Source organism: Pseudoalteromonas sp. GB56 (assembly GCF_054923835.1).
In genome coordinates this window covers 2,269,303-2,296,291 of sequence record NZ_JBPCHK010000001.1, presented here as the reverse complement: position 1 = coordinate 2,296,291, position 26,989 = coordinate 2,269,303, and the positions used below count along the sequence as shown (strand labels likewise).

Here is a 26,989-nt window from a genome sequence, read left to right as displayed (position 1 = left end):
TTTGAAGCCAAATTGTGGTTAATTAGTTCTTTGCTTGTGCCAGCCAGTTACTCATCTCTTTTTGCATGAAATCGCGCAAAATAGGTTGCGCTTCAGCATTGGGATGAATGTTATCGTTTTGCATCATATCTGCTTGAGTGGCGACTTGTTCTACAAAAAAGGGCAGTAAGTAGGTGTTTGTTTCAGCAGCTATTTGTTCAAAACTTTCTTCAAACATCTTGGTGTAACGAGGCCCATAATTCGGCGGAATACGAATTTTCATCATGGCCACTTGTGCACCTGCTTCACGGCTTTTGCTGATTAGCGCACGCAAGTTATCTTGCAATCGACTTACAGGGAAGCCACGCAGACCATCGTTGCCACCGAGTTCGATGAGCACGTGTGTTGGTTGGTGCTCAACCAATAATGCGTCAAGGCGACGCAGTGCACCGCCTGTGGTCTCGCCACTGATGCTGGCATTGATGAGGCTTGTGGGCTGTTTCTCGCTTTCATACGTATCTTGTAACAATTGCACCCAGCCTTGGTGTTGTTTTAACCCATAGGCTGCGCTTAAGCTATCTCCAAGTATCAGGATTTGGTTGTCAGCCCATGCTAGAAATGGTTTAGTGACAAGCAACAGGATTATAAAAGACCGAAGGATTAAAGTATTCATATGTCAGCGTTATCTCAATTAAACATTATTCAAGTCAAAGAATTAACTAAGTCCGTTAATACGCTTGACGGCGATTTAACGATCCTCAGCGACATCAGCTTCAATGTCAAGCCGGGTGAATCTGTGGCTATCGTTGGCGCGTCGGGCTCAGGTAAATCGACCTTACTGAGTTTGTTAGCAGGTTTAGACAGAGCAAGCTCTGGCTCAATTGTACTTGATGGAGAAGCGCTCGAAGAGTTAGACGAAGAAGGCCGTGCGGCCCTGCGAGCTCAAAAAGTAGGCTTTGTATTTCAATCATTTATGCTAGTACAAAGTTTAAGTGCCTTGGAGAATGTGATGTTGCCCGCGGAGCTCGCGAACCACAAAGACGCCAAAGAACAAGCGTTGGCATTGTTAGAGCAAGTAGGTTTGAGTCATCGCATTGGTCATTACCCATCACAACTCTCGGGTGGTGAACAACAACGTGTGGCCATTGCACGTGCGTTCGTGGGCACCCCGAAGATTTTGTTTGCTGATGAACCTTCAGCCAATTTAGACAGTAAAAACGGCAAGTTAATCGAAGAGTTACTGTTTGATTTAAACCAGCAGCAAGGCACAACCTTGGTGCTGGTGACTCACGACGAAGCATTAGCTCAGCGCTGTGACAGAATTTTGCACATCGAAGGCGGTGAGTTAACTCAGCTTCGTGACCCAGAGAGCGAAAGCAACGATGGCCAAGAACTGACTTCGCAGGAGCAGGCGAATGTGGGCTAAGTTAGCATTTCGACTATTTTTTAGAGAGTTACGTCGCGGTGAGCTGACCGTTATATGTGCTGCAATTGCACTGGCGGTGATGACCGTTCTAACGCTTTCTTCGGTTACCGACCGCATTGGCCAAGCCATCTTGCAAAAATCAAACGCCTTTATCGCTGCTGACAGAGCGCTGGCAAGTAACCATGCATTACCTCAAACGTATTTGGACAAAGCCCAATCCATGGGGCTAACAACAGCGCGATTGACCTTCTTTGATACCATGCTGTTTGCCAATGACCGCATGCAACTGGCCTCAATCAAGGGCGCATCGGTTGGCTATCCGCTCAAAGGTGAAGTGTTATTAAAGTCAGATTTTGACGCACCTGAGCAAATTGCTAACTCAATACCCGAGCCAGGCACTGTGTGGCTCAATGAATCTGTGATGTACTCATTGGATTTGAATGTTGGTGACAGTGTGGAGCTGGGCGCTGCAACCTTCACCGTCAGCTATATCTTGAGTGAAGAGCCAGATGCACCGTTTAATATTTTCTCTGGCAGCCGCCGCGTATTGTTAAATGAGGCGGACATTGCCAAAACGCAAGTAATCCAACCGGGTAGCCGTGTTTTTTATCGTCAATTGTATGCAGGCGACACGGAGCAAGTAGATGCTTTCTATCAGTGGTTAAAGCCAGAGCTTGCTGAGAACCAATATTGGTATGGTGTTAAAGACAGACAATCTCCTATTTCAAATTCATTGCAACGTTCGGAGCGATTCTTACTGCTTGCTGGATTATTGGGGATCATCCTCGCAGCGGTAGCGATTGCGGTGTCGGCCAAACGTTACTGTGAGCGTCAATACGATCCTGTGGCGATGATGAAAACACTCGGCGGTGCACGCTCGCAGATCCGCAGTATCTATTTGTTGCACTTGGCCTTGGTATGCGGTTTTTCTCTGTTTATTGGCTTGGCTGTTGGCTATACGTTGCAATATATCGCAGCGGATTACATGGCTGCGAATATGGAAGTCACCTTACCGCCCGCGTCAGTCCGTCCATGGCTCAGTGCGGTATTCATCGGCGTAGTATGTGCAGTGATGTTTTCAATCAAACCGCTGTTGGATTTATTCGATATTCCACCGCTACGTGTTTTGCGCCGTAATCTAGGTGATCGTTTAGTGATCAGCAAAATTCACTTGACTCTCTCTGCATTAACAGTGTTCGCAATGATGTGGTTGTTCAGTAGTAACATAATGATATCGCTGATTTTATTTGCGTCTTCTGCGGTTGTTGTATTGGTTCTGTTTTTATTGTCTCGCGTATTATTTGGTACGGGGCGCAAGTTAGGCTTAAGCCCAGGCAACAGCTGGTCACTCGCTATTGCGTCTATTCAAAAGCGTGCTAATGCAAATGCGGTGCAGCTCATCAGTTTTGCGCTGGCGATTAAGTTACTCTTATTCCTAATCGTGCTCAAAAACGACATGATCAGCGATTGGCAATCGCAACTTCCTGCTGACGCGCCAAATGCGTTTATTGTGAACATCACAGAAGAAGAAAAGCAGCCAGTGTCAGATTACCTTGCAGCCAGTAGCATTGAGGTGTCGCGCTTTTATCCGACTATACGAGGTCGTGTAAACGCGATTAATGGCGAGATGGTGGCGCGCGAAGTGTCACTGGAAGACAATGAGAAAAAAGACGAAGAAGCACGCTCAGGCGTTGGCCGTGAATTGAATCTGACCTGGGTCAGTGAAATGCCAAGCCACAATGTGCTTAGCGAAGGTCAGTGGTTCACTGAGCAAACGCGTGGCGAAGTGTCCGTTGAACAATCTATGGCAGAGCGCCTTGATATTAAACTTGGTGACTCAATTAGCTTTCTAATCGGTTCGCAAACCTTTGAAGCCAAAGTCACGAGCTTCCGTGAGGTTAACTGGTCAACGCTCAAGCCCAATTTCTTTATGATTTTAAGCCCGGATTTGCTCGAATCATTTCCTGCGACCTACATTGCAGCAGCACGCATTAATGATGAGCAAAATAAGGCGTTTACGTCATTACTTCGTGAATACCCAACTATCACGGCCATTGACGTTGATAACTTTGTCGACCAAATCCGCTCGACCATAGAGCAGGTGTCGTTAGCGATTGGCTTTGTGCTTGCTATCGTAGTGGTGTGTGGCGCCTTGGTACTGATTTCCCAAGTCCAAGCGAGTTTGGGAGAGCGAATGCAAGAGGTGGTGATTCTTCGCACACTGGGTGCACGCGGAAAACTGATTCGTCATGCAACATTGTATGAGTTTTTGTTACTTGGCCTCATTGCGGGTATCGTTGCCGCCTTGGTTAGCGATGTGGCTTTGCTAGTCGTGCAAAAGCAGCTGTTTGAATTGCCAGGCAAATTCCACCCGGATATTTGGTTTATCGGCCCAGCAGCGGGTGCGATTTTCGTTGCCGTATTAGGTTACGCCATGATTGCGCGCACACTAAATAAAAACACCAGTGGTTTGCTGCGCAAACTCATGTAATGTGCTTGTGGGTTATTAATATGTATAAAAGCTCCCAAATTAGGGAGCTTTTTGTTATTTGGAAGATTTTTTGCTGAGCAGTTGTTCTAAGGCAGGCTGTAATTCAGGGTGGCGGAAGCGAAATCCCTCACCAAGCAGGCGTTTCGGATATACGTTTTGACCGTACAAGAGTAAGTCTGCCATTTCTCCCATCATCAATCTCAATACTTTCTCAGGCATTCTAAACAAAGCAGGACGTCGTAGTACTTCAGCGAGTGTTTTAGAGAACTCTTCATTGGTTACAGCGTTGGGGGCGGTCGCGTTAATAGGCCCTTGAATATGCTCTGATTTGATAAGAAACATAATTAATTGCACCATATCATCGATGTGTATCCACGACATCATTTGCTCACCATTGCCAAGTGGCCCGCCTAATCCGAAGCGGAATGCGGGAAGCATCTTACTCAGCGCACCGCCGTCATTCGCAAGAACAATCCCTGTGCGCAGCAAACATACCCGAGTTTGTGCTTCAAGTGCTGCTTGCTCCCAATCGCGGCATAATGTGTGGCTGAACTCATCGAAGCAATCATCAAACTCCTCATCTATGATGATATCGCCGTCTTGGCGGCCATAGTATCCAATGGCGCTGCCGGAGATGAATAATTTTGGTTTATCCTCAGCGTCATTAATTTTCGCGGTTATGGATTTCGTGAGTGTGACGCGAGAATCGTACACCTTGGCTTTTTGCTCGTCGCTCCAACGTTTGTTGACGATGGGCTCACCCGCAAGGTTTATGACTATATCTAAGTCATTAAAATCAACGTCGTTCAGTGTGCTGATAGCCTCAATACGATGCCCAAGGGTGAGATATGCTTTTGAAGGTGTGCGTGTCAGCACGGTCACACTGTGGTGATTCAATAAATGTTTGTATAACTCGGCGCCTATGAGTCCGGTTGCGCCGGTGATCAATATATTCATGCTTGTCATGCGGTGCTTGGCCTATCTAAAAAGTGTAGGACATTTATTACGAACATGTAGCGAGTGAGATCATTTTAATCGCTTAATCAATGGTTTATTTTAGTCATTAAGTCACCTAAACTTGCATTCATAAACATAAAAAAAGGAACAGACCATGGCAAGCTACACAGGCGCCAGCAAAAGCCTTCTCGTATCGGCTTCTCTTGTCATCGTATTAGCAGGGATAAAAATTGCGACACCGCTTGTGGTGCCATTCATTCTCTCCGTATTCATTGCGATAATTTGTAGTCCGCTTATAAATACGTTAGGTCGGTATCGAATACCCAAGGGTATTGCTATCGTGCTGGTGATTATGCTCGTCTTTGGCTTGATATTGAGTCTCGCTGGCTTAGTCGGGCAATCTATCAATGATTTCTCTGAGCAATTACCGCGCTATGAAGAGCAGCTCAAGGGGGAGTTTGTTTGGTTGGTCAATTTGTTAGCTAAGTACAATATTTTCTTGGATAAAGAACAGATTATGTCGATGTTCAATCCGGGCAAGCTTATTAACGTGGCTACTAACATGCTCGCTGGTTTTGGTGCGGTCATGGCCAATTTATTTTTGATTATTGTTACTGTGGTATTCATGCTGTTTGAAGGCCCGTCAATCAACAACAAGGTGCATTTAGCGCTGGACGATCCAGACATGAAAATCGCACAGATTGACCGCTTTTTAGAGTCCATCAATTCTTACTTAGCCATTAAAACATTGGTGAGTTTAGCAACCGGTGCGTTGGTGACGCTCATGTTGTGGATTGTTGGAATCGACTATTTCATCCTTTGGGGCGTGGTGGCCTTTATGCTCAATTACATCCCCAACATAGGCTCAATCATCGCGGCAATTCCTGCCGTGTTGCTCGCGTTAATAACGCATAACCCTTTAACTGCAGCACTCGTTGGCGGTGGCTACCTGTTAATCAATACCGTGATGGGTAATGTGGTTGAGCCGCGCTTTATGGGTCGGGGACTTGGACTCTCAGCGCTGGTGGTGTTCTTATCGTTGATTTTCTGGGGATGGTTATTAGGCAGTGTAGGTATGTTGTTGTCGGTGCCTTTAACTATGGTTGTTAAAATAGCACTGGAAGAAAGTGAGGAAGGCCGCTGGTTAGCGACCTTATTAGGTGGCGATGTTGAGCCACCCAAAGATGAGAAAGAAGTTTAATCTAGCGGCGCTTTATAGGTGGTGATGCGTTGATCAATGAGTCGTAGCTCGCACTGTTTATATGCGATTGCTGCGGCAACAGCATCGGGCATCATCCGTAAGTAGCGCCATCTACAGCTGTCTTCTAAATAATTAATGAAACTCTTCTCAGAGCGCAAATAGATGTCCAAAGGCTGGGTGATACCTGAGCTTTTCGCTAGACCCTCAAGGTCAAATCGACGTTTATTCTTCCAGGTTTCCAGCTCGCGTTTGCCGAGTTCAAGTTTCTTGTCCAAACACTGTACGTATTGCTTGCGTGTCGTGGGTTTATCATCTGCCATTGCACATTCAACAGAATCAGCTGATGCCGCAGAAGAGGTAAAGCTGGATATTGCCAGCAACGTACTTAAACAAAGAGCTGTTGTTTTATAATTCATATAGTTATCAACTCGTTTCTTGATAATCAAATTCTAACTCAAAACTCGCACCACCGAGTGTGCTATCAGAAATCGTTAATTTACCGTTATAGCCTTTGACTAAGTCGGCGACAATCGCCATACCTACGCCATGCCCGCTCTCGTAGCTATCTAGGCGAGTGCCACGTTGTAATAATAGCTCACGTTTATGTTCTGGAACGCCGGGGCCGTTATCCTCAATGGTCAAGGTTAAGCGTTTTTTAACTTGTTGGACATTAAGGCTCACTTGACCATCACACGCTTTACAGGCGTTATCGACTAAGTTACCAAGTAACTCCATTAAGTCAGTTTTATCACCTAAGAAAAAGTGCTTGTCGCTGACATTGACGGTAAATTCAATGTCTTTATCACGATATACCTTGGACATCGCATTAAATATTGAGTCGGCAACCGGTTTGATAAGGGTTTGTTTTTTCCAAGTATCGGACGCACCCGTCGCTGCACGTTTCAATTGGTGCTCGATCATCACATTAATACGGTCAAGTTGTTCCTGCGCGTCGCTATCAAGCGCTAATGGGCTCGACTTTAAAACTGCCAAGGGTGTTTTTAACGCATGGGCTAAGTCACTTAATGAGGCGCGATAACGTTCTTTTTGTCTTTGCTGTGATTCTAGCAGTAGGTTTAAGTCCGCTTTAATCGTTTGTAATTCAATAGGGTAGTGACCTTTGATGCTCATACTGTCGCCTGACTCAATGGCTTTAATTTCTTTATCGAGGCGGTGTAGGGGGCGTGAGCTCCAAAAGAATCCGATGATCATTAACGAGGTGATGACCACACCCATAATCAACATCCAATTGATTGAGGTCTCTTTAAATCCTTCCATCAAACGCAAAATACCTTCGTTACTTTTAACAACGATAAAACGGGCTTCGATGGTTTCATCCAAATTCGATAGAATACCTGTCAGCGATAGCTGCCAAAACTTGCGACCATTAAAGGTCACCATTCTAAAGTCAGACTTACCCGTTTCGGTGATAAATAAATCAGGCCTGAAATCGACGTTGAGCGCCGACTCACTTTGCCACACCTGCTTATCGCCGCTGTATATCATGGCGTAGGTGTCTGAGGTATAGCGGTTCAACTCCGGAGCAAGAATACTGCGAGGCATTTGTACACCTAGCTCGGTGTATTCAACTTCAGAAATAATGGAATAGAGGTGAGCTTCGAGGGTTTTTTCGGTCGCTTCGATAAGTGAAGCGCGATATGCGTTGCCAATAGATACAAACAAAATTGGCATCGCTACTATCAATAAAAAGACAAGGATAAATCCTTGTCTTATTTTTAACGAGACTTGATCGCCTACCACTGTGAGCGCAACCTGTATCCTCGACCTCGCAAGGTCTCAACAGGATTTAGTGTGCCTTCAGGGTCCAGCTTCTTACGTAAGCGCAATACGAATACTTCGATTACGTTTGAGTCCAAGTCGAAATCTTGATCGTAAATGTGCTCGGTCAGTTCAGACTTCGAGATTACTTTTTGTGGGTTAACCATTAAGTACTCGAGGACTTTATATTCGTATGCCGTCAGGTTTAGTTCGCGGTCATCCACCCACACTTGTTGTGAGCGGGTGTGAATACGAATAGGACCGTGTTGGATCTCTGGGTTTGCTTGGCCTGCACTGCGACGAATAAGCGCATTACAACGAGCGATCAGTTCTTCAACATGAAACGGCTTAGTGAGGTAATCGTCTGCACCTGCATCTAACCCTTCTACTTTGTCTTGCCAGCGGTCACGCGCTGTTAGAATTAGAATTGGAATATCAACGCCATTTTTACGCGCTTGTCTGATGAGCTCGATACCGTCAATTTTTGGTAGGCCTAAGTCAACAACCGCCATATCTAATGGGTATTCACAAATATGGAAAAGACCTGCTTCACCATCGTGACATAAATCTACGCTGTAACGCTCTTTTTCTAAAGCGCTACGTAAGTTATCTGCTAAATGTTGATCGTCTTCGATGACTAAAATTCGCATTAATTATTTTCCTTCTCAACTTGCCCAGTTCGTTTTGAGACAATGATGTCGACCACTCTGCCTTTGGGCTTTAAGATTCGAACAACAAAACTATCCTTTTGTTCCGATATTTTTAAAACTTTACCGTTTTCAGCTTTCTTTGCAATTGCTACCGCTTCTCGTTTATCAATGTTTTTGTCCGCACTGGGTGCTGCAATGGCTGTTGATAAACAAAGCGCAAATGTAAAAGAGATAGCTGCGATTAGTCTTAACATGATTCAAGAAGCTCCCAGTGAATCTTCGGTAAACGTTTGTTGGCTTACCCGTGGGCAGTGACATGCAGTTAGCATACGTAAAACCAATTAACCTTTACTGAACTTTATTCAGGAAGAACCTTTTTGTACGGCTTTACTACTGAGTTTTCATAAACGCCTGCCGCAATATAAGGATCATTTGCGGCCCATTCGCGCGCTGCTTGCAATGATTCAAACTCAGCAATTACAAGTGAACCTGTAAAGCCGGCGTCACCTGGGTTTTCACTATCAATGGCTGGTAATGGACCAGCGACGAATAATCGGCCTTGTGCGTCTAATTCTTTTAATCTAGCCAAGTGGTCAGGGCGTGCCGCCAAACGTTTCTCTAGTGAGTTTTCAACATCCGTTGAGTAAATCATATACAACATAATTTAAAACCAAGATTTTGGTATGAGTTACATTTATGATAGCCAGCATTGAGGTCGCTTGTAAATTTTATTCTGTAAAGTACGGCACAAAGAATCGCTCGTAAGCCTATGAAGTTAGGTAAAGAAGTTCTATTTTGCGCAAAAATATATCAGTTCGTTTGATATTTGTTCTATCTCTGTGTGCGTCAATATCGAAGAGGTTGTGTAAAGGATTTTGTACCTTGCGATGTGTCTATAAAGCTTGAAAACACCTGTTTAACCCCGTAGAGTCGAGCTAAAAATAATAACAAGGTTTTTCTATGAGCGAAAAACGCGAACATTTTAGCTCACGCTTGGGCTTTATCCTCGCTGCTGCAGGTTCTGCAGTGGGTATCGGTAACCTCGTTGGTTTCCCTGTCTCTGCTACTAAAAATGGTGGTGGGGCGTTTCTACTCGTATACGCTTTATTTGTTGCGTTTATCTGCCTACCTGTGATGATGGCAGAAATGGCCATGGGTCGTAATGCGCAAAAAGACCCTTACGGTGCGTATAAAACACTGTCTGGCAATTCTTCAAAATGGAACATTGCCGGGATTCTAGCGGTACTCACTCCATTTATGATTGCTGTATTCTACATGGTTATCACTGTGTGGATTTTCGGTTATTTGGCGCAAACAGCATTTGGTAATCTAGACGCCTTGGCAAATCCTGCTAATTTTGGCCGTTTTATCAATGAGTACAGCATCTTTGGTTACATGGTTGTGGTCGCAATCATTGTTAATCTGATTTTGGTTGGTGGTGTTAAAGAAGGCATTGAAAAAGCTGCCAAATTCCTAATGCCTGCACTGTTCGTATTGCTTATTGGCTTAGTGGGTTACGTACTGACGCTGGATAATGCAATGGCTGGTGTACGTTACTATGTTATCCCTGACTTTTCTAAGATGAATGCGAGTGTACTCAATGGTGCTCTGTCGCAAGCGTTCTTCTCGTTGTCTTTGGGAATGGGTATTTTGATGACGTACGCCTCTTATATATCGAAAAAAGACGACATAGTGAGTGGTGCAAAAATGGTTGCCATCACTGATTCTTTGGTTGCGTTTATTGCAGGTCTCATGGTGTTACCAGCAATTTTTAGCTTTAACCCAGAAACAGACCCAAGCCAGCTATCCGAGTCTTCGGTATCGATGATTTTTGTCTACTTACCAAAAATTCTGTTAGCACTGCAAACGGATATCGGTTTTGTAGGCGCTTCAATTGTGGCATTTGTTTTCTTCCTGCTTGTCTTTTTCGCGGCCATTACGTCTTTGGTATCGATAGTAGAAGTACCGACAGCAACCCTGATTGAAGAAAAAGGTTACAGTCGTAAAAAGGCGCTGTTAGTGCTAGCTGGTGCGATTGGTATTTTAACAGTTGGTTGTACTATGTCGTTTGGTATGGTTGATTGGCTTACTCAGTTCATGAATTACGGCGGTGTTGATAAGAGCTTCTTCGACCTTGTGTATGATGTTTTCTACGATACGATTTTGCCATTGAACGGTTTAATGGTGTGTTTATTCGTAATGTATCGTTGGAAGAAGGCGAAACTAACAGAAGAGCTTTCGCAAGGTTGTAATAGCTATGCTGGCAGTTTTATGGAGAAATACGTTAATTTCTCACTGTCGACATTTATCCCAGTCATTCTACTTTTGATTTTTGTGAATACGGTAGCGACTAAATTCTTCGCAGTCAGTATTTTCAACTTCTAAATCATATCCCGGGAGCCTATATGGCTCCCGAGTCTAAATAACTCCCGACCCCCAACGTAAACATCCACAGCCCCCAAACACTGTGTTCGAGCACACACACTGCAGTAGAGCGCGATTGTGCATAGGTGTATGAGAACAGTAACCCTCCTGCAAAGGCTAAAGCCACAGCAATGACGTTTCCATACACCATGTGTGCGAGCGCAAATACGCTAGCACTGAGCCACACTCTGAGCGTTTTGCTAGGAATAATGCGTTTGTAACGATGAAAGAAGTAGGTGCGAAAAATGAGCTCTTGAGGTAGCACTGAAAGCAGCGGGTAGAGTACGAGTAACATCAACCAACTCGCTGGCGATTCGAGTGGGTAACTAAACCAGTTATCTTGGTTGATGATGCCATACAATACGCCGGAGAGCAGGGCGCCGACTAAGAAAATGGTGGCAATGCGCTTACGCACGGCTGCGAATTGGCCAAGCGACGTTAACCTAAAGCGCTTGAAGTGAGGGTCTGTCAGTAAAATAAAGCAGCAAACCGCGGTGAGTGTAATTAATGCTGGGATTAACCAGTTTTGCAAGTGATCACGAGCCGCAAAGCCAACTACAGGCAATACAATAAAGACACTGAGTAATTCGAGCCAGCGATATTGGGAGTCGTTCAAGGTACTCTACCATTGCTACACCGATATGAAATAAGTGTAGCAATGGTTCAAGACAGAGGTGTTACTCTTCTTCTGGAAAATAGGGGTAGATACGTACGATAGTAAAAATAATGGCCACGAAGGTGATGCCTATAAGACCAAACACCTTGAAGTTTACCCAAAAATCTAAAGAGAAATTGTACGCAACATAGATGTTTAGCGCTGCAATAAAAGCAAATAGTACCACCCAAAACGCATTGAGCTGTTCCCAGATTTTAGTGGGCACATCGATTTCTACGTTGGCATTTTCACCTTGCTTTTCGGATACAGACTTCAATAGTCCAGTTAGCGCTTTTTCTACTAAATTCTTCTTGAAAATAAAACGAGATACCAGCAACGACAGCGCCAAAATGGCATAGATAAAGGTCGCCTTCCATTGGATAAAGTGTTCATCGCGGAACAAGATGGTCATGGTTCCGAGCACGAGCGCAACGGCAAAAAAGATGTAATGACGCTTGGGGACGCTGCCTTCTTTGAAATAGGCATACGCAATTTGTATACCACTGGCAATAACCAGCACGCCCGTCGCCCAATAAATATCGACGAGTTTATAAACAGCAAAAAATAATATTAGAGGAATATATTCAATCAACGTGGCCATATGACTGTCCATTACTACGAGTTGCAGATGTTTTACCAGTATCTCGCCTCTATCTCAAGGTAATCCCCATCAACTTCACTAGCAATTCATCCTAGTGGGCGAAATATCATGCTACAGGCGTTTAAATTTTCCTTGTTGTCATGCCATTTACCGATCGCTAGATCCTCTCACCGAATAAACAGGGTTGGTATAACACAGCGATTGGTTTGACTTTTTTCGCTCACACTTTTAGTCTGCGCGCCTTCTTGGTTTTTGGTAGGGAAAAAAGTGAACAAAAAACAGCTTGTTGATGCGATGCATACGCACAGTGGTTTAAGCAAAAAAGAATGCACCATGGCGCTTAGCGCGATGCTCGATGCGATAACGCAGTCATTGCACGAGGGGGACGCTGTATTTATTCCTAAATTTGGCAATTTTTCTTTGAGTTATCATCCCGCCAAATTAGGTCGTAATCCGCAAACAGGTGAGCAAATTGAAATTGAAGGGCAAAATAAAGTGGCCTTCAAATGCGCAAAAGCACTTAAAGACCACTTGGCAGATTAATTAGGCTTTCGTTGCTGCTTTCATGTGTGTACAAAATGCACGTAGTTCTTCACACATTTTTGTGTCGTCTTGTAAATTCTCAGCAATAATTTTCACCACAGCAGAGCCGCTGATAGCACCAGCTGCTCCGCTGGCTAATGCATCTTTGACATCTTGTGGTGTACTTATACCAAAGCCCAGTAGCGCTGGAGCAGCATGATATTCAGTGAGCTTAGTGATCATCTCTTCAGGCGGCATTTGTGCTTTGGTTTCCGTGCCGGTTACACCCGCGCGTGAGAGCAAATAGGTGTAACCGCGCCCGTAAGATGCACATTGACGCAAGGTTTCATCATCGGCATTTGGGGTGGCGATGAAAATAGGTTCAACACCGCAACTCATTGCCGTTCTGCGAAATAATTTCGACTCATGTAATGGCACATCAGCGACCAAGATTGAATCCACACCGGCTTCTTTGGCGCTGCGATAAAAGTTTTCGATTCCTTTGGCCAGCACCAGATTTGAATATAACAGCAAGCCAATTGGAATATCTGCATGGTAACTACGTACTTCTTTGATGATATCAAAACACACATCTGTGGTGATGTTCTGTTCAAGCGCGCGGATATTCGCTTGTTGGATCACTGGGCCATCAGCGATTGGGTCTGAAAACGGGATACCTAATTCAAGTGCATCGGCACCGCCATCAATCAAACTTTTGATAATTTCAATACTTTGCTCTTTATTTGGATCGCCGATGGTAACAAAAGGAACAAATGCACCTTCGCCTTTTTCATGAAGGGTCGCAAACATTGCACTATAACGACTCATTATTCACCTCCTCGCGCTTGTAAAACGGTGTGTACGTGCGCCAGGTCTTTATCCCCACGGCCACTTAAGTTAACGACCAAAATGGTGTCTTCAGTTTGTTGTTCGGCGTATTGCAACGCATACGCAAGCGCATGGCTCGACTCCAGCGCAGGAATAATGCCTTCATTGCGCGCCAGCGCTTTAAAGGCATCAAGCGCTTCATCGTCGGTAATTCCCACATATTGGGCACGTCCTGTTTCATGTAAATACGCGTGCTGTGGACCAACCGCTGGGTAATCTAAGCCTGCAGAAACGGAATAAGACTCTTCTATTTGCCCTTGCTCTGTTTGCATGATGTAGGTATACGCACCGTGCAAGATACCCTTGGTGCCGCGACACAATGTCGCGCCGTGTTCACCGCTATCGAGGCCTTTACCCGCTGGCTCTACGCCGATGAGCTTAACGCTGGGCTCGTCGATAAAATCGGTGAACATACCAATGGCGTTGGAACCTCCGCCCACACAGGCGATAACGGCATCGGGTAATCGACCTTCTGCTTTGAGTACTTGCTGCTTAGCTTCTTCACCAATCATTTTTTGGAATTCACGTACCACGGTTGGAAATGGGTGAGGGCCCGCTGCGGTACCCAGCAAGTAATGCGCGGTTTTATAATTTGCCGACCAGTCGCGCAATGCTTCGTTTACTGCGTCTTTAAGTGTACCCGAACCTGCGGTGACAGGAATAACTTCGGCGCCCATCAAGCGCATGCGAAATACATTAGGCTGTTGACGCTCGACATCTTTTGCGCCCATATAAATGCGGCACTTTAAACCAAGTAGTGCACAGGCTAAGGCGGTTGCAACACCGTGTTGGCCGGCACCTGTTTCGGCAATCACTTCTTCTTTGCCCATACGTTTGGTCAACAAGGCTTGCCCCAACACCTGATTGGTTTTGTGTGCGCCACCGTGCAGTAAATCTTCACGCTTCAAATACAACTTAACCTTTGGGTTTTTAACCAAATTGCGAGTAAGTGTCAGTGGCGTAGGGCGTCCTGCGTACTCATTGAGTAGCGCGTGAAACTCTTTTTCAAATTCTGGGTCTTTTTGCGATTTATTAAATTCACTTTCGAGTTGCTTTAGCGCGGGTACCAATAATTCTGGTACGAACATACCGCCGAACTCGCCAAAATAGGCTGGATTCTTCATAACTTCCTCAATAATTCCGTATTGCTGCAAAGGCAGCGTCAATTTTGTTCTTACATTTCTTGCCTGGTGCGCTTTCCACACCTGAATTTAAATCGAGCCCTTGGGCGCCTGCATCTCTAGCTATGCTCACATTATCTGGGTTCAGACCCCCGGCGAGAATAAATGGGGCATTAGCACCTTGTAGCAATGTCCAATCAAACTGTTCGCCCGAGCCTCCTTTGGCATGAGGCGAGTAGGTATCGTACAAGATGCGATCTACGCCATTTAAAGCGCTGGGCAGAGCCTTATCTACGGCCTGTGCTTTCCAAATTTGACAGGTGATAGGCAGCATATTTCGCAACGTCTGGATATACTCTTCGTTTTCGCTACCGTGCAGTTGTACAGCTGCGAGCTTAAGTTGTGCTGCATAATCACTGACTTGCTCAATTGGTGCATCAACAAATACGCCAACAAATTTCAGAGACGCGCTGTCGACGATGGCGCGTGCGCAGTCGAAGTCTACGTAACGTGGTGATTTGGGGTAGAAAATCAGCCCACCATAAACAGCACCGGCTTGATAGACCGCTTGGGCGTCTTGTACTCGGGTTAAACCGCACACCTTGTTGTCACCTAAGATCAGGCTTCTACACGCTGCATCTAAATCCTGTTGTGCCATTAAGGAGCTGCCTACCAAGAAGCCGTCGCATAGCGAGCTCAGGCGTTTTACATCTTGATGGGTGTAGATTCCCGACTCAGAAATGACGACCTTATCTTCAGGAATAAGCTTTCGAAGCTGCTCGGTTGTCGCTAAGTCCGTGGTCAAATCGCGTAAGTTACGGTTATTGATACCGATTATTTGTGCTTCCAATGCCAGCGCGCGCGTGACCTCTTCCTCGTTGCTCACTTCGGTTAAAATCGCCATATTCAATGACGTAGCTAATGTGGCTAGCTCACGATACGTGTCATCATCGAGTACAGATAACATCAATAAAATCGCATCACCGCCGTAAAGTCGAGCTAAATACACTTGATATGGGTCGATAAAAAAGTCTTTGCAAATAAGTGGTTGCTCAACAAGTGTGCGCACTTTTTGTAGATACTCAAAACACCCTTGGAAGTACTTCTCATCGGTTAAGACACTGATGCAGCTAGCGTAATGTTTATAAACGGAGGTTATTTCATTTAAATCGAATACATCTCTGATCAATCCCTTTGAGGGCGACGCTTTTTTGCATTCGAGGATAAAGCTTGTAGGCCCGTCGCTTAACGCCTTATAAAAATCGCGTGTTGTGGGGGTCACTTGGTCAATGAATTCAGACAGAGGGCGCTCTTCTTTGCGCTTTGCGACTTCGATGCGCTTATCAGCAACGATTTTTTCTAATACATTAGCCATGACTAACCTCTACAATGGCATTAAGTGTGTTCATAGCAGCCGTGCTGGTTAACACGTTTTTGACCATGTCTGCTGCTTCTTTAAATGAATTGGCTTTGTTGTTTATCACCAGTGCTGCCGCGACATTTGCTATAATGGCTGCGTTGTGAGCCTCAGTTCCTTTGCCTGCCAAGATGTCTTTTGCAGCTTGCGCGTTGTAGTCTGGGCCGCTTCCTGCTAATTCATCAAGTGAAAACTTTGCAAGTCCAAAATCTTCTGGCGACAACGTGTACTCGTTAATCTCACCATTTTTTAGCTCAGCCACCTGCGTTGTGCCGTGCAGCGCGATTTCGTCAGTTCCCGCGCCATGAACGACCATAGCGCGCTCACATCCAAGTCGTTGCAGTGTTTTCGCCATAGGTAAACACAGCTTGGCATCATATACTCCCAGAAGTTGAGCTTTGGGTTTGGCTGGGTTAGCAAGTGGGCCTAGGATATTGAACACAGTGCGCGTTTTTAACGTTGTACGAACGGCCATCGCGTGTTTTACGCCGCTGTGGTAAAGCGGCGCAAATAAAAACGTAAACCCAGTTTGCTCCAGTAAGTAAGCCGCTTGCTCAGGGGATATGTCGATGTTAATGCCTAAGCTCATCAGTAAGTCAGATGAGCCTGAATTACTCGATACACTGCGATTGCCGTGTTTAACCACATGTAAGCCACACGCAGCAGCGACAATAGAAGCTGTGGTGCTTACATTGATGGTGTTTGCACCATCACCGCCTGTGCCGCACATGTCGATTAGGTCTTGTTCGGTGGTAGCAAATGGGACTGCGTTTTCGCGCATGGCCGCAGCTGCTCCAGCAATTTCTTCGCTGCATTCACCTTTGATTTTTAATGCAGTTAACAGTGATGACAGCGTAATATCATCGACTTTGCCTTGCATTACATCGTTAAACACGGCTTGAGTCTCAGCAAACGAGAGATCGTCTTGGTTATATAATTTAGTTAACGCATCCATGGTCATTCCTCTGCCGTTAGATAGGCCAAACTTTGTTTTAGTAGCACCGCGCCATGTGGCGTGAGAATCGATTCAGGATGGAATTGATATCCCAACACTTTATCTTGTTCATGGCTAATAGCCATCGGCATGCCTTGGTAATGTGCGATGACGCGTATGCTCTGCGGAACATAGGTTGCTACGAGAGAGTGATATCGTGCTACCACTAGGGTCTCGCCAAAGCCGTCAAGGGCAGGGTGCGACTCTAAGTTCACAGTGGAAGACTTACCATGCACTGTTTCGTTCGCATGGCCCACTGTACCACCATAGGCCTGCGTCAATGCTTGTTGGCCAAGACAAATGCCCAGCATAGGGAAATTACCTTTGCACAATTCAATCAACTCCATCAGGCAACCTGCATCGCTTGGTGCGCCAGGGCCAGGGGATAACACCAAAACCACGGGCTTCGTTTCTGCGCGCATGCGCTCATAAATGGTGTGTGCGGCAACGGTGTTGCGATACACCACGAGTTCTTGATTAAGCAGCGCAAATTCATCGACCAAGTTATAACTGAACGAGTCGACATTATCTAAGAAGTAAATCTTATAATTCATGCTTTTGACTCCTTGCTGTTGCTAACTTCTTGGCTTGAGCTGGTGGCAATTGCACGCAAAACTGCACCTGCTTTAGCTCGAGTCTCATCGGCTTCTGCTTGAGGGTCAGAGTCATACACTACTCCTGCACCTGCTTGAACATGCGCCAATCCGTCTTTAACGAAGGCACTGCGAATTACAATGCATGAGTCCATGGAGCCGTCTCCAGTTAGGTAACCCACCGCACCGCCGTAGCTACCGCGGCGTTTTTGCTCTACTTCACGAATTAACTTAGCGGCGCTGACTTTCGGTGCGCCAACAAGCGTGCCCATGTTCATGCAGGCTTGATATGCATGTAGGGCATCCAAGTCTTCTTTTAATTGCCCAACAACACGAGACACCAGATGCATCACATGCGAATACCGGTCAACTTTAAGCAGTTCTTTAACATGGCGTGTGCCTGGTTTGCTGATACGGGCCACATCATTACGAGCAAGGTCAACCAACATGATGTGCTCGGCACATTCTTTCGTGTCGTTGCGAAGATCTAATTCAATACGTGAATCGAGGTCTAAATTCAGGCTACCATCGGCATTTTTCCCTCGCGGGCGGGTGCCTGCTATCGGGTAAACTTCAACTTGATTAGTGAGTGCACTGTATTTCAATGCCGATTCTGGCGAGGCGCCAAACAAACTGAATGATTGGTCGCGAAGGTAAAACATATAGGGACTGGGGTTTTGTTGTTTTAGTTTCGCGTAGGCATCAAGCGGATTTACACATGGTAGAGTGAAGGTTCTAGAAGGAACAACTTGGAAAATATCGCCATCTACAATGTGTTGTTTAAGTGCCTCGACCTGATTTTTGAATTCTTCATCAGAAATATCCACATGGGCATCTAAATCCCTTTGTGTGTCTGGGGTAGGGGTGTATTCGTCGAGCTCGTCACACAAAGCGTTGAGGCGTTCTACTTTTTGCCCGACTTCAAAGCAATTAGCATGCACTTGAGGGCCGTTGAATACATTACCGATAATTTCGGTACTGCGCTGTTGGTGGTCGACAATCACCAACGTCTCGGCAAGATAAAAAACATAATCTGGGCAACTATTATCTTTGCTCGGTACATCGGGTAATTGTTCTGCGTTTGCGACCATGTCGTAGCCCATTACACCGCCAAGAAACACTGCAAATGGGTTGTCAGTGTTGTTACTGATTTGTGTGATGCACTGGCGTAACGTATCAAATGCATTTGCTGCTTTGAGTTTGGCGTGTTCGTCCAGTGTATTGTCTACACAATCGTATTGGACATGCAGCTCATCATTACGTAATTGCGTGCTCGCATTAATCATGTGACTTTGTAGATAAGGAAGCAGCTGTGCGCCGTTGTTGCTCAGTGCTTTGACGTTGACACGTTTGCCGTTGCACTCAATTCGCAGCGCCGCATCGACCAAAACAATACTTTTTAGGTTTTCTTTGGAGTCAATCTCTGCGGATTCCAATAGCAGTGCATTGGTATTATCAGTCTTTGCAAACAAACTCAGCGCCGAGGGAATATACTCCCTTCGTAAGCTGATGCTGGTCACTTGACCAGCCGTTGTTGAAATGTGACTAAAAATCATAAAAGGTCCTCATTCCCATATAATCAATCACTTAAACATACAGTGTAAGCAATTAGCACCGCATGTTGAGTATAAAAGTTACAAAAAAACCCGCTGACTTAATGATAAGCCGCGGGTTGCAAAATGCTCAGCCATGACAAGGCCCACCCGCTATATCGAGTGCCACCACCAAATAATCATGTTGTTTTTAGTCTGAGTCATCATTGTTATCGTTTACCAAAAATTAAGTACAAAAAAACCCGCGGAATGTGCGGGTTTGTTATCAGTTTAAGTAGCTACAGCCACGACTAATTCCACCCGCTAGTTCGAGTGCCACCACCAAGTGATATGAATTAGGTTTGCTGAGTTCATTTGTTTTTCTTAACACTGATTAATATGTCACTTAGTAGACCCCACACGGGAACGGCTGTCAACCCTTTGGCTAAGAAAACTTTATTGCGACCAAAATCCGCTTCAATGGTACACTGGCGTCCTTGAAACTATTGTAACGACAGAGATTAGACGTGATTAAATATGACCTTCACAGTCACAGTACCCATTCGGACGGAAAATTAAGCGTTGAAGAGCTTGTGCAACGTGCCGCTGAAAAAGGCGTGAATGTGTTGGCATTGACTGATCACGACACGGTTGCGGGCATTAAACCCGCGCAGCAAGCCATTGCTGACTTAAACTTGGAGTTAGAACTTGTCCCGGGGGTTGAAATATCAACACGATGGCACAGTTTTGAAATCCATATAGTGGGTTTGCAGGTGGACACTCAGGCGCCTTCTTTGCTTGAACTTTTAAGTGAACAGCAGCAAAAAAGAAGTGAACGTGCTTTAAAAATCGGTGAACGCCTTGATAAGGCGGGTTTTGAATCTACCCATGAGAAAGCCATGTTGTTGGCTGAACGTGCTCAAGTAACCCGTGCACATTTTGCCCGCGTATTAGTGGAACAAGGCGCTGCAAAAAGTGTGCAAGGAGTTTTCAAAAAATACTTAAGCCGTGGTAATACTGGCTATGTGCCGAGTACATGGTGTGATATGCAAACAGCCATAAATGCGATTCACGGCGCTGGTGGCCAAGCGGTTTTAGCACATCCTGCTCGATATAAAATGTCGAACAAATGGCTAAGAAAATTAATAAATGAATTCAGTAGTTTAGGTGGTGATGCCATGGAAGTGGCACAAACCCAACAAGCGCCATGCGAACGGCAATTTTTAGGTCAGCTCGCTCGGGAGCATAATTTGTTGTGTTCACAAGGGTCAGACTTTCATTTTCCTTTACCTTACATAGAATTAGGAAAGAACCTATACTTACCTAAAGACTGTGATGGCGTGTGGCAGCGTTGGCAGTAAATAACAATAACTAAATAAAGGAATGTTATGAGTCAGTTTTTTCACATACATCCAGAAAATCCTCAGCATCGCTTAATTACCCAAGCGGTGGAAATTATTCGCCAAGGCGGCGTTGTTGTTTACCCCACAGACTCTGGTTATGCCATCGGCTGCCAATTGGGTGAGAAGCAAGCACAAGAGCGTATAACGCGAATTCGCGGTATAGAAAAGCACCATAATTTCACCCTGATGTGTCGCGATTTGTCAGAGCTGGCAACGTACGCACGAGTCGACAACCAGATGTTCCGTCTTATCAAAAATAATACGCCGGGACCTTACACCTTTATTTTCAAAGGCACCAAAGAGGTGCCGCGTCGAGTGTTGAACGAAAAGAAAAAAACCATCGGTATTCGTGTATCAGACAACATCATTTGCCAAGCGTTGTTGGCTGAGCTGGGCGAGCCAATGATGTCATGTTCTTTAATTCTACCTGGGCAAGCGTTTACAGAGTCAGATCCTGATGACATTCGCATGCAATTGGAAAAACATGTTGATGTGATAATCCACGGCGGTTATCTGAGCGAGCAAGCTACAACGGTCATTGACATGTCCGAAGGTGATGTTGAAGTACTGCGTGTTGGCTGTGGTGATCCCAGTCCATTCCAATGACGCAACAGGTATTAACTGAGCAACAAAAGCTCCCTCTGGCGTTTATTCGTGGTGAAGCGGTCATCGAAAAGCCCGAGGATTTGTATATTCCGCCCGATGCCCTTGAAGTCGTTCTAGAGACATTTGAGGGACCATTGGACTTGCTCCTTTACCTTATCAAAAAGCATAAACTTGATATTCTTGAGTTGTCTATTTTCAGTATCACCGAGCAGTACATGAAGTACGTTGAGATGATGCGTGAATTCCAACTTGAACTCGCTGGTGAGTATCTCGTGATGGCGGCCTTGCTCGCACAAATCAAGTCACGTTTATTATTACCTGTGCATGAAGAACTCGAAGAAGAGGAAGATCCGCGTGCTGAACTGGTTCGTCGTTTACAAGAATACGAACAATTTAAAAAAGCAGCGGAACAACTGGATGAGATCCCACGCATGGAGCGCGACATATTTAGCGCTCACGCGTTAATTGAAGAGGATGCATTGCCGTCACCTTTGTTCCCTGATGTATCGATGCAAGACTTGATGTTTGCACTGAGTGATGTGATGGCTAGGGCGAAAACATTTGAACACCACCACATCACAGCAGAACAGCTCTCCACCCGCGCGAGAATGAGCGACATTCTTTCTCGCCTGCAGGATGCGCAAGGCTATGTTGAATTTGCTCAGTTATTTACTGTTGAAGAAGGGCGAGCGGGTGTGGTGGTCACGTTTATCGCTATTTTAGAGTTGACCAAAGAAGGACTCATACTTTGCCAGCAAGCAAATAGTGAATCTATCATTCATGTACGACTTAAAGACCACAATGATGAATGAATCGCTTTGCCTTAGCCATGGGCTCTGCCATAATACGCGCTTACTTTGAGGTTACAGCATGACCAGCAGACGAATTAGTGATGAGCAACTAGTCGAGCTGATTGAAGCCGCTATTTTTGTATCACCTAAGCCACTGACAAAAAAACAACTAAAAGAAACCGTCCTCAGTGACATTAGCGTTGCGCCAAAAAGAGTCAACGACGCGCTAGAAGCAATCGAAACCCACTATCAAACACGGGGCATCCGATTGGTAAAGGTAGGGTCTGGTTATCGCTTCCAAGCGTGCAGTAGTTTAAGCCCTTGGTTGAGTAATTTATTTCAAGAACGTGCGCCAAAATATTCTCGTGCGCTGTTGGAAACCTTGTCCTTAATTGCTTATCGCCAACCCATTACCCGTGGTGAAATAGAGCAAGTGCGTGGTGTTACTGTCGCTACTAACATAATGAAAACTCTGCAAGAAAGAGGCTGGGTTAAGGTGGTAGGGCACAAAGAAGTGCCCGGACGGCCATCTTTATATGCGACAACAAATGAATTTTTAGACTATTTTTCTTTATCTGGGCTAGAGCAATTGCCACCGTTGCCAAAGCAACAACACACCCAGATAGACAAGTTATTACATGATCCTTCTGTGAGAGAACCATCTGAATGAATGAAAAGTTACAAAAAGTGTTAGCTCGAGCTGGTGTCGGCTCCCGTCGCGAGATGGAGAAGTACATCGAATCTAATCGTGTCAGTGTTGATGGCAAAGTGGCGCGTTTGGGTGACCGTGTTGAGTCAACGCAAACAATCCGTGTTGATGGACACGTTGTTAAAATTGAGCAGCCTCAAGAACGTATTTGCCGTGTATTGATGTACCATAAACCAGAAGGTGAATTGTGTACACGTAAAGACCCGGAAGGTCGACGCACTGTGTTTGACCGTTTACCGCGCGTCGATGGCGACCGTTGGATTGCGATTGGCCGTCTCGATATTAATACATCAGGCTTACTTTTGTTCACCAATGATGGTGAACTTGCAAATCGCTTGATGCACCCTAGTTATGAAATTGAGCGTGAGTACTCGGTTCGTGTGTTTGGCGACGTGACTAATGACACACTAAAAACCTTAACCAAAGGTGTTGAATTAGATGACGGTCCAGCGCGTTTCCATTCTATTAAACCAATGGGCGGTGAAGGCATCAACAAATGGTTTAATGTGACACTCAGTGAAGGACGTAACCGCGAAGTACGCCGTATGTGGCAATCACAAGGTGTGGAAGTGTCCCGTCTTATTCGTGTTCGTTATGGTCAGTTAGATCTTAACAAGCGTCTACCACAGGGTGGATGGGAAGAGTTAGAGCTAGCGCGTGTGAATTATCTGCGCAAGAGTGTTGGTTTACGTCCTGAAACGCAAACTAAGCTGACAGTCGAGCAAATGCAGCCTAAACGCAAAGACAAGCGTGCACAGGTTAATCGTATTCGCAAAGCAGTGAAGAAGCACAATCAGCGTGTGCAACAGCACAAGAAACGCAGATAAGCGTCGCTTGCTAATAAAATAAAAAAACGCCGCATTTTGCGGCGTTTTTTATTGATGGTGTTGGGGCAATTACTTTTTGCTTTGTGCGTCTAGTGATTGGCCGTTTACGCCTATCGAATCATCACTCATTAGGTATAGGTAAGTTGGCATCAAGTCTTCTGGTGTCGCTAGCTTATCCCTGTCTTCGCCCGGGAATGCGCTTGCACGCATGCTAGTGCGCGTGGCACCTGGGTTAATACAGTTAATACGAATATTGGTTTTACCCACTTCTTTAGACCAGGTTTGCATCATGCCTTCTGTGGCGAACTTGGAGATTGCGTAAGCGCCCCAAAACTCACGGCCCTCACGACCTACGCCTGACGAGGTGAAAATAATTGATGCGTTGTCTGCTTTTCGAAGTACGGGGAACATCGCTTTGGTGATCATCGCCTGAGCAGTCACATTCACTTTCATAATGCTTTCGAACGTCGACGAACAGAAATGTTCTAGAGGACCCAACGAACCAATAATGCTGGCATTATTTAACAGACCATCGAGCTTACCAAATTGTTGTTCAATCGTGGCTGCTAGGTCGCGGTAATTTTGCTTCGTAGCACCTTTGAGATCCATGGGGACAATGGCTGGTTGAGGGTATCCTGCGTTGACGATTTCATCGTATACGCATTCTAGCTTTTGTGTTGTTTTTCCAAGCAAAATCACAGTTGCGCCGTGTTTTGCATAATTAATAGCCGCAACGCGGCCGATGCCGTCACCAGCTCCGGTAACTAATATGACTTTTTGCTCTAAAGCGTTTGGACTTGCGATGTAATTTTGCATAAGCTGCACCTAGCGCTAAATTTTTCACGAATTTTATCATAATCAATTTGCAAGTAATCGATTTATTACAAAATTAAGTGGCGAAAGGTACTAGTTTACGTTAAGTTAAACTGGTCTAATGTGTCATTAACGATTTTCTATCCTTTTGATTAACATTATTAAGCGCAGAACAATAAGAAAAGGTTTGGAGCCAACAAAATGAAAAAAATGCTACTCTCTCTCGCTGTAGCTTCTGCTCTCGCTGGTTGTGGCAGCGAAAAGACGCTAGAAGAAATAAAAACGGATACACCAACGGTAACACCATTCTCTACCGTTGTATTTGATCCAAGTGCAGGAAACATTTCTGTGCCTAATGATTTGTTGTTTAGTGGCACAACAGATGGAACCCTAAATATTCCAGGAGAAGGCACTGATTACAGTAGCCCTCAACTTGCGCTTGGCGCATTAGACGGTTGGTCTACGCAAACGCCTTACGCGATTGATCTTGCATTCGCAGCGGGTGTGAGTCTTGACGCTACTTCAGCTGCTACTCCGGGCAGTGTACGTATTTTTGAAGTGGTCATGGGTGCAGACCAAAGCTCTGCAACTTGTGCGCCTGTACCTGCAGGTATCGCGTGTGAATTTGTGAAGGAATTGACGTTTGGCGTTGATTTTATAACACGTGGCAACGGCGACTCAGTTGCGGTTATACCACTCAAACCATTCACTCAAGGTCGTTCTTACATCACAACGCTCACGACCAGTTTAAAAGACAGCGAAGGTCGTTCAATCACACCGTCGTCGACATATGCTTTGGTAAGTGGTGAAACGCCTTTAATCACAGATTCTCAGAAGTCTTTACAAGCGGTTATCAATAGCTATGAAAATGTGTTGGTTGGGAGTACTGACCTAAACAAAGACGATATCATCTATACTGCAGCCATGACGATGCAGTCAGCAGGTGAAGTGCTTAACACTATCAAGAGCATTTTGGCTGCGTCTCTTCAAGAGCCAAGCCTACCGACGCCAGCCGTGACTATCCCTGATCAACCTTTAATCACTGTTGGTCAAGTATTTGCCTCGCAAGGCATGCAGAATGTACCCGCTGTTTTCAATGCTGTGAGCTATGAGAAAGGCAGCGTAATACTGCCGAATTATCTAAAGACACCTGAAGGTAAAGAGTTGTCAGATCTGAATGACATCTACTGGGAAGCTAATTGTGATAGTGCTGTGACTGTACTAGGCTATAAGGCTCAAGTAGGTGAAGCCTTCCCTGAGCAACCGCAGACACCTAACGATGCGTTATGTGCAGCATTGAGCGGCGGTTTACTGCGCGACCTTGGCCTTGATGACAAACGTCACCTAACCAAGTACAACAAAATTCCTAAAGTACAAAGTTATGCAAATGTACCAGTGCAAATTACTAAGCCTGCGGATCTGAACACACTGAACTTCATTCGTGCGCAACTAGGTCTAGAAGCGATGGCGATGCCTCAAGGCGGTTGGCCAGTGGTTATTTTGCAACATGGCATCACGCGTAGCAAAGAAGACATGCTCGCGCTGTCAGGCGCATTGAGCTTACAAGGTATGGCCACAGTTGCTATCGATTTGCCTGCGCACGGTGAGCGCGGAATCGACGTGGACAACGATGGTACCGATGATTTCAGCGCGACTACAAGCTCTATCCTCGCGTACATGAACTTGCAATCTCTTTTAGTTGGCCGTGATAACATCCGCCAATCTAGCGCAGATCTACTGGGTCTTCGTCTTGGTCTAAATTTCAGTGGCGACCCTGAATTGAACACGCTAGACGTGAGCATGGGGGCTATCTCAATGGGTTCTATCGTTGCGCCTTCGTTCCTAGCAACGACCAACATGGAACTTAATCCACAAATCGACCCATTATTCAAAGTGCACACGGCTGCACTGAGCAGTGGCGGTGGTGGTGCAGTAAGCATCCTCCTAAATTCAGACACATTCGGTCCATTTATCCAAGGCTCAGTGTTGTTGGGTGCAGGCTTGGATGAGTCAGCAGAGTTTGGTGCTTTCCTACAAGACGGAGCACTTGCGAGCTGTGCGCAATATGTTCAAGACCAAGAAGCATACATGACGTGTAGTTTCCAAGCGTTTATGGCATCACTTCAAGCGGCGGGTGACACTGCAAGTATTGCAGCTATCGCGTCAACCATGACTGAATTCTCATTTGCTGCGCAAACAATCATTGACGCTGGCGACCCAACGAATTATGCAATGCGTGTAAACGAGCAGGGCACCCCTGTATTTACCACTGCAGTTGTGGGTGATGGTGCTGCGAACAAGCCGGATACAGTGGTACCAGTGAGTGTTGCGACAAATCCAATCGCAGGTACTATTCCACTGGCGTTATTAATGGGCGCGCAAGTAGCCACTGAAACACAAATGACGGCAGAACCAGCAAGTTATCTAGTGCGTTACGCTAAAGGCCACCACGGTTCCTTACTGACTCCAGCCGCTGATGCATCAGCGGGTGCAGATGCACAAGGTAGTGCTGCCGCGAATGCAGAAATGCAACGTCAATTTGCAACATACTTAGCGACAAAAGGTTCAGTTCTACCAATCGTAGACACGTCTGTAATCGCGCAGTAATTG

Annotated in this window: 27 protein-coding genes; 11 read left to right on the top strand and 16 right to left on the bottom strand. The window is 45.6% G+C overall.

Going from position 1 to position 26,989, the window contains the following annotated elements:
* Positions 1-22: 22 nt before the first annotated feature.
* A complete protein-coding gene (locus tag ACH19P_RS10805; protein ID WP_462158558.1) occupies positions 23-652 on the bottom strand; it encodes an arylesterase in 630 nt (209 codons plus the stop codon).
* Here ACH19P_RS10805 and ACH19P_RS10800 point away from each other — a divergent pair, their 5' ends adjacent.
* Positions 653-1,405, top strand: a complete 753-nt coding sequence (locus ACH19P_RS10800; protein ID WP_462158557.1) for an ABC transporter ATP-binding protein — start codon at positions 653-655, stop codon at positions 1,403-1,405.
* Positions 1,395-3,896, top strand: a complete 2,502-nt coding sequence (locus ACH19P_RS10795; protein ID WP_462158556.1) for an ABC transporter permease — start codon at positions 1,395-1,397, stop codon at positions 3,894-3,896. Before ACH19P_RS10800 ends, ACH19P_RS10795 begins: the two co-directional genes overlap by 11 nt.
* A gap of 54 nt (positions 3,897-3,950) precedes the next feature.
* On the opposite strand, the gene ACH19P_RS10790 is transcribed toward ACH19P_RS10795, so the two are convergent.
* Complete coding sequence (locus ACH19P_RS10790) at positions 3,951-4,853, bottom strand: TIGR01777 family oxidoreductase (protein ID WP_462158555.1); 903 nt, start codon at positions 4,851-4,853, stop codon at positions 3,951-3,953.
* 154 nt (positions 4,854-5,007) lie between these two features.
* On the opposite strand from ACH19P_RS10790, the gene ACH19P_RS10785 reads away from it, so the two are divergent.
* A complete protein-coding gene (locus tag ACH19P_RS10785) occupies positions 5,008-6,054 on the top strand; it encodes an AI-2E family transporter (protein WP_462158554.1) in 1,047 nt (348 codons plus the stop codon).
* Here the strand turns inward: ACH19P_RS10785 and ACH19P_RS10780 are convergent.
* The 5 genes from ACH19P_RS10780 to ACH19P_RS10760 form a co-directional block, all read right to left on the bottom strand.
* Positions 6,051-6,470, bottom strand: a complete 420-nt coding sequence (locus ACH19P_RS10780; RefSeq protein WP_462158553.1) for a hypothetical protein — start codon at positions 6,468-6,470, stop codon at positions 6,051-6,053. The genes ACH19P_RS10785 and ACH19P_RS10780 overlap by 4 nt on opposite strands.
* Positions 6,471-6,477: 7 nt before the next feature.
* Positions 6,478-7,815, bottom strand: a complete 1,338-nt coding sequence (locus ACH19P_RS10775; protein WP_462158552.1) for an ATP-binding protein — start codon at positions 7,813-7,815, stop codon at positions 6,478-6,480.
* A complete protein-coding gene (locus ACH19P_RS10770; RefSeq protein ID WP_347389184.1) occupies positions 7,809-8,483 on the bottom strand; it encodes a response regulator transcription factor in 675 nt (224 codons plus the stop codon). Before ACH19P_RS10770 ends, ACH19P_RS10775 begins: the two co-directional genes overlap by 7 nt.
* Positions 8,483-8,737: a PepSY domain-containing protein gene (locus tag ACH19P_RS10765; RefSeq protein WP_462158551.1), complete on the bottom strand. Its 255-nt coding sequence runs from the start codon at positions 8,735-8,737 to the stop codon at positions 8,483-8,485. The genes ACH19P_RS10770 and ACH19P_RS10765 overlap by 1 nt, the downstream gene beginning before the upstream one ends.
* 104 nt (positions 8,738-8,841) lie before the next feature.
* A complete protein-coding gene (locus ACH19P_RS10760) occupies positions 8,842-9,144 on the bottom strand; it encodes a YciI family protein (protein WP_462158550.1) in 303 nt (100 codons plus the stop codon).
* Between the two features lie 299 nt (positions 9,145-9,443).
* Here ACH19P_RS10760 and ACH19P_RS10755 point away from each other — a divergent pair, with 299 nt between their 5' ends.
* Positions 9,444-10,868: a sodium-dependent transporter gene (locus tag ACH19P_RS10755; RefSeq protein ID WP_462158549.1), complete on the top strand. Its 1,425-nt coding sequence runs from the start codon at positions 9,444-9,446 to the stop codon at positions 10,866-10,868.
* A 16-nt stretch (positions 10,869-10,884) separates the two neighbouring features.
* On the opposite strand, the gene ACH19P_RS10750 is transcribed toward ACH19P_RS10755, so the two are convergent.
* Both ACH19P_RS10750 and ACH19P_RS10745 read right to left on the bottom strand, forming a co-directional pair.
* Positions 10,885-11,523 carry a CPBP family intramembrane glutamic endopeptidase gene (locus tag ACH19P_RS10750; protein WP_462158548.1) on the bottom strand — a complete coding sequence of 213 codons (639 nt, stop codon included), beginning with the start codon at positions 11,521-11,523 and terminating at the stop codon, positions 10,885-10,887.
* 61 nt (positions 11,524-11,584) lie between these two features.
* On the bottom strand, positions 11,585-12,163 hold the full coding sequence (locus ACH19P_RS10745) for an inner membrane-spanning protein YciB (protein WP_462158547.1): 579 nt from the start codon (positions 12,161-12,163) through the stop codon (positions 11,585-11,587).
* 267 nt (positions 12,164-12,430) lie between these two features.
* Here ACH19P_RS10745 and ACH19P_RS10740 point away from each other — a divergent pair, with 267 nt between their 5' ends.
* A complete protein-coding gene (locus ACH19P_RS10740; RefSeq protein ID WP_462158546.1) occupies positions 12,431-12,706 on the top strand; it encodes an HU family DNA-binding protein in 276 nt (91 codons plus the stop codon).
* On the opposite strand, the gene trpA is transcribed toward ACH19P_RS10740, so the two are convergent.
* From trpA to ACH19P_RS10710, 6 genes are read right to left on the bottom strand one after another with little or no spacing between them, the layout of a single operon-like run.
* Positions 12,707-13,513 carry a tryptophan synthase subunit alpha gene (gene trpA / locus ACH19P_RS10735; RefSeq protein ID WP_462158545.1) on the bottom strand — a complete coding sequence of 269 codons (807 nt, stop codon included), beginning with the start codon at positions 13,511-13,513 and terminating at the stop codon, positions 12,707-12,709.
* A complete protein-coding gene (gene trpB, locus ACH19P_RS10730; protein WP_462158544.1) occupies positions 13,513-14,697 on the bottom strand; it encodes a tryptophan synthase subunit beta in 1,185 nt (394 codons plus the stop codon). The genes trpA and trpB overlap by 1 nt, the downstream gene beginning before the upstream one ends.
* A gap of 7 nt (positions 14,698-14,704) precedes the next feature.
* Positions 14,705-16,069 (bottom strand): bifunctional indole-3-glycerol-phosphate synthase TrpC/phosphoribosylanthranilate isomerase TrpF, encoded by a 1,365-nt coding sequence (trpCF, locus tag ACH19P_RS10725; RefSeq protein ID WP_462158543.1) that lies wholly within the window; start codon positions 16,067-16,069, stop codon positions 14,705-14,707.
* On the bottom strand, positions 16,062-17,066 hold the full coding sequence (gene trpD / locus ACH19P_RS10720) for an anthranilate phosphoribosyltransferase (protein ID WP_462158542.1): 1,005 nt from the start codon (positions 17,064-17,066) through the stop codon (positions 16,062-16,064). The genes trpCF and trpD overlap by 8 nt, the downstream gene beginning before the upstream one ends.
* A gap of 2 nt (positions 17,067-17,068) precedes the next feature.
* Positions 17,069-17,659, bottom strand: coding sequence for an aminodeoxychorismate/anthranilate synthase component II (locus ACH19P_RS10715; protein ID WP_462158541.1), 591 nt, complete (start codon positions 17,657-17,659; stop codon positions 17,069-17,071).
* Complete coding sequence (locus tag ACH19P_RS10710) at positions 17,656-19,254, bottom strand: anthranilate synthase component 1 (protein WP_462158540.1); 1,599 nt, start codon at positions 19,252-19,254, stop codon at positions 17,656-17,658. The genes ACH19P_RS10715 and ACH19P_RS10710 overlap by 4 nt, the downstream gene beginning before the upstream one ends.
* Before the next feature lie 503 nt (positions 19,255-19,757).
* Between ACH19P_RS10710 and rnm the strand changes: the two genes are divergently transcribed.
* Genes rnm through rluB form a run of 5 tightly spaced genes read left to right on the top strand, consistent with a single transcriptional unit; the run spans position 19,758 to position 23,566 of the window.
* A complete protein-coding gene (rnm, locus tag ACH19P_RS10705) occupies positions 19,758-20,591 on the top strand; it encodes an RNase RNM (protein ID WP_462158539.1) in 834 nt (277 codons plus the stop codon).
* Between the two features lie 27 nt (positions 20,592-20,618).
* Positions 20,619-21,239: an L-threonylcarbamoyladenylate synthase gene (locus ACH19P_RS10700; RefSeq protein ID WP_462158538.1), complete on the top strand. Its 621-nt coding sequence runs from the start codon at positions 20,619-20,621 to the stop codon at positions 21,237-21,239.
* Positions 21,236-22,051, top strand: coding sequence for a segregation and condensation protein A (locus ACH19P_RS10695; RefSeq protein WP_462158537.1), 816 nt, complete (start codon positions 21,236-21,238; stop codon positions 22,049-22,051). The genes ACH19P_RS10700 and ACH19P_RS10695 overlap by 4 nt, the downstream gene beginning before the upstream one ends.
* 58 nt (positions 22,052-22,109) lie before the next feature.
* On the top strand, positions 22,110-22,700 hold the full coding sequence (gene scpB / locus ACH19P_RS10690) for an SMC-Scp complex subunit ScpB (RefSeq protein ID WP_462158536.1): 591 nt from the start codon (positions 22,110-22,112) through the stop codon (positions 22,698-22,700).
* The gene (rluB, locus tag ACH19P_RS10685; RefSeq protein WP_462158535.1) at positions 22,697-23,566 is read left to right on the top strand and encodes a 23S rRNA pseudouridine(2605) synthase RluB; all 870 of its coding nucleotides are present in this window, start codon (positions 22,697-22,699) and stop codon (positions 23,564-23,566) included. Before scpB ends, rluB begins: the two co-directional genes overlap by 4 nt.
* Positions 23,567-23,635: 69 nt before the next feature.
* Here the strand turns inward: rluB and ACH19P_RS10680 are convergent, their stop codons facing one another.
* Positions 23,636-24,382, bottom strand: a complete 747-nt coding sequence (locus ACH19P_RS10680; protein WP_462158534.1) for a YciK family oxidoreductase — start codon at positions 24,380-24,382, stop codon at positions 23,636-23,638.
* A 198-nt stretch (positions 24,383-24,580) separates the two neighbouring features.
* Here ACH19P_RS10680 and ACH19P_RS10675 point away from each other — a divergent pair, with 198 nt between their 5' ends.
* Positions 24,581-26,986 carry a VolA/Pla-1 family phospholipase gene (locus ACH19P_RS10675; RefSeq protein WP_462158533.1) on the top strand — a complete coding sequence of 802 codons (2,406 nt, stop codon included), beginning with the start codon at positions 24,581-24,583 and terminating at the stop codon, positions 26,984-26,986.
* The last annotated feature ends 3 nt before the right edge of the window (positions 26,987-26,989 follow it).

Coding starts and splice junctions, on each gene's coding strand:
- ACH19P_RS10800 (WP_462158557.1), top strand. CDS start 653: ATGTCAGCGTTATCTCAATTAAACATTATTCAAGTCAAAGAATTAACT.
- ACH19P_RS10755 (WP_462158549.1), top strand. CDS start 9,444: ATGAGCGAAAAACGCGAACATTTTAGCTCACGCTTGGGCTTTATCCTC.
- ACH19P_RS10780 (WP_462158553.1), bottom strand. CDS start 6,470: ATGAATTATAAAACAACAGCTCTTTGTTTAAGTACGTTGCTGGCAATA.
- ACH19P_RS10770 (WP_347389184.1), bottom strand. CDS start 8,483: ATGCGAATTTTAGTCATCGAAGACGATCAACATTTAGCAGATAACTTA.
- ACH19P_RS10675 (WP_462158533.1), top strand. CDS start 24,581: ATGAAAAAAATGCTACTCTCTCTCGCTGTAGCTTCTGCTCTCGCTGGT.
- trpCF (WP_462158543.1), bottom strand. CDS start 16,069: ATGGCTAATGTATTAGAAAAAATCGTTGCTGATAAGCGCATCGAAGTC.
- trpB (WP_462158544.1), bottom strand. CDS start 14,697: ATGAAGAATCCAGCCTATTTTGGCGAGTTCGGCGGTATGTTCGTACCA.
- scpB (WP_462158536.1), top strand. CDS start 22,110: ATGACCAGCAGACGAATTAGTGATGAGCAACTAGTCGAGCTGATTGAA.
- ACH19P_RS10745 (WP_462158547.1), bottom strand. CDS start 12,163: ATGGCCACGTTGATTGAATATATTCCTCTAATATTATTTTTTGCTGTT.
- ACH19P_RS10710 (WP_462158540.1), bottom strand. CDS start 19,254: ATGATTTTTAGTCACATTTCAACAACGGCTGGTCAAGTGACCAGCATC.
- trpD (WP_462158542.1), bottom strand. CDS start 17,066: ATGGATGCGTTAACTAAATTATATAACCAAGACGATCTCTCGTTTGCT.
- rluB (WP_462158535.1), top strand. CDS start 22,697: ATGAATGAAAAGTTACAAAAAGTGTTAGCTCGAGCTGGTGTCGGCTCC.
- ACH19P_RS10760 (WP_462158550.1), bottom strand. CDS start 9,144: ATGTTGTATATGATTTACTCAACGGATGTTGAAAACTCACTAGAGAAA.
- ACH19P_RS10695 (WP_462158537.1), top strand. CDS start 21,236: ATGACGCAACAGGTATTAACTGAGCAACAAAAGCTCCCTCTGGCGTTT.
- ACH19P_RS10715 (WP_462158541.1), bottom strand. CDS start 17,659: ATGAATTATAAGATTTACTTCTTAGATAATGTCGACTCGTTCAGTTAT.
- trpA (WP_462158545.1), bottom strand. CDS start 13,513: ATGAGTCGTTATAGTGCAATGTTTGCGACCCTTCATGAAAAAGGCGAA.
- ACH19P_RS10795 (WP_462158556.1), top strand. CDS start 1,395: ATGTGGGCTAAGTTAGCATTTCGACTATTTTTTAGAGAGTTACGTCGC.
- ACH19P_RS10790 (WP_462158555.1), bottom strand. CDS start 4,853: ATGAATATATTGATCACCGGCGCAACCGGACTCATAGGCGCCGAGTTA.
- ACH19P_RS10765 (WP_462158551.1), bottom strand. CDS start 8,737: ATGTTAAGACTAATCGCAGCTATCTCTTTTACATTTGCGCTTTGTTTA.
- ACH19P_RS10805 (WP_462158558.1), bottom strand. CDS start 652: ATGAATACTTTAATCCTTCGGTCTTTTATAATCCTGTTGCTTGTCACT.
- ACH19P_RS10785 (WP_462158554.1), top strand. CDS start 5,008: ATGGCAAGCTACACAGGCGCCAGCAAAAGCCTTCTCGTATCGGCTTCT.
- ACH19P_RS10680 (WP_462158534.1), bottom strand. CDS start 24,382: ATGCAAAATTACATCGCAAGTCCAAACGCTTTAGAGCAAAAAGTCATA.
- ACH19P_RS10700 (WP_462158538.1), top strand. CDS start 20,619: ATGAGTCAGTTTTTTCACATACATCCAGAAAATCCTCAGCATCGCTTA.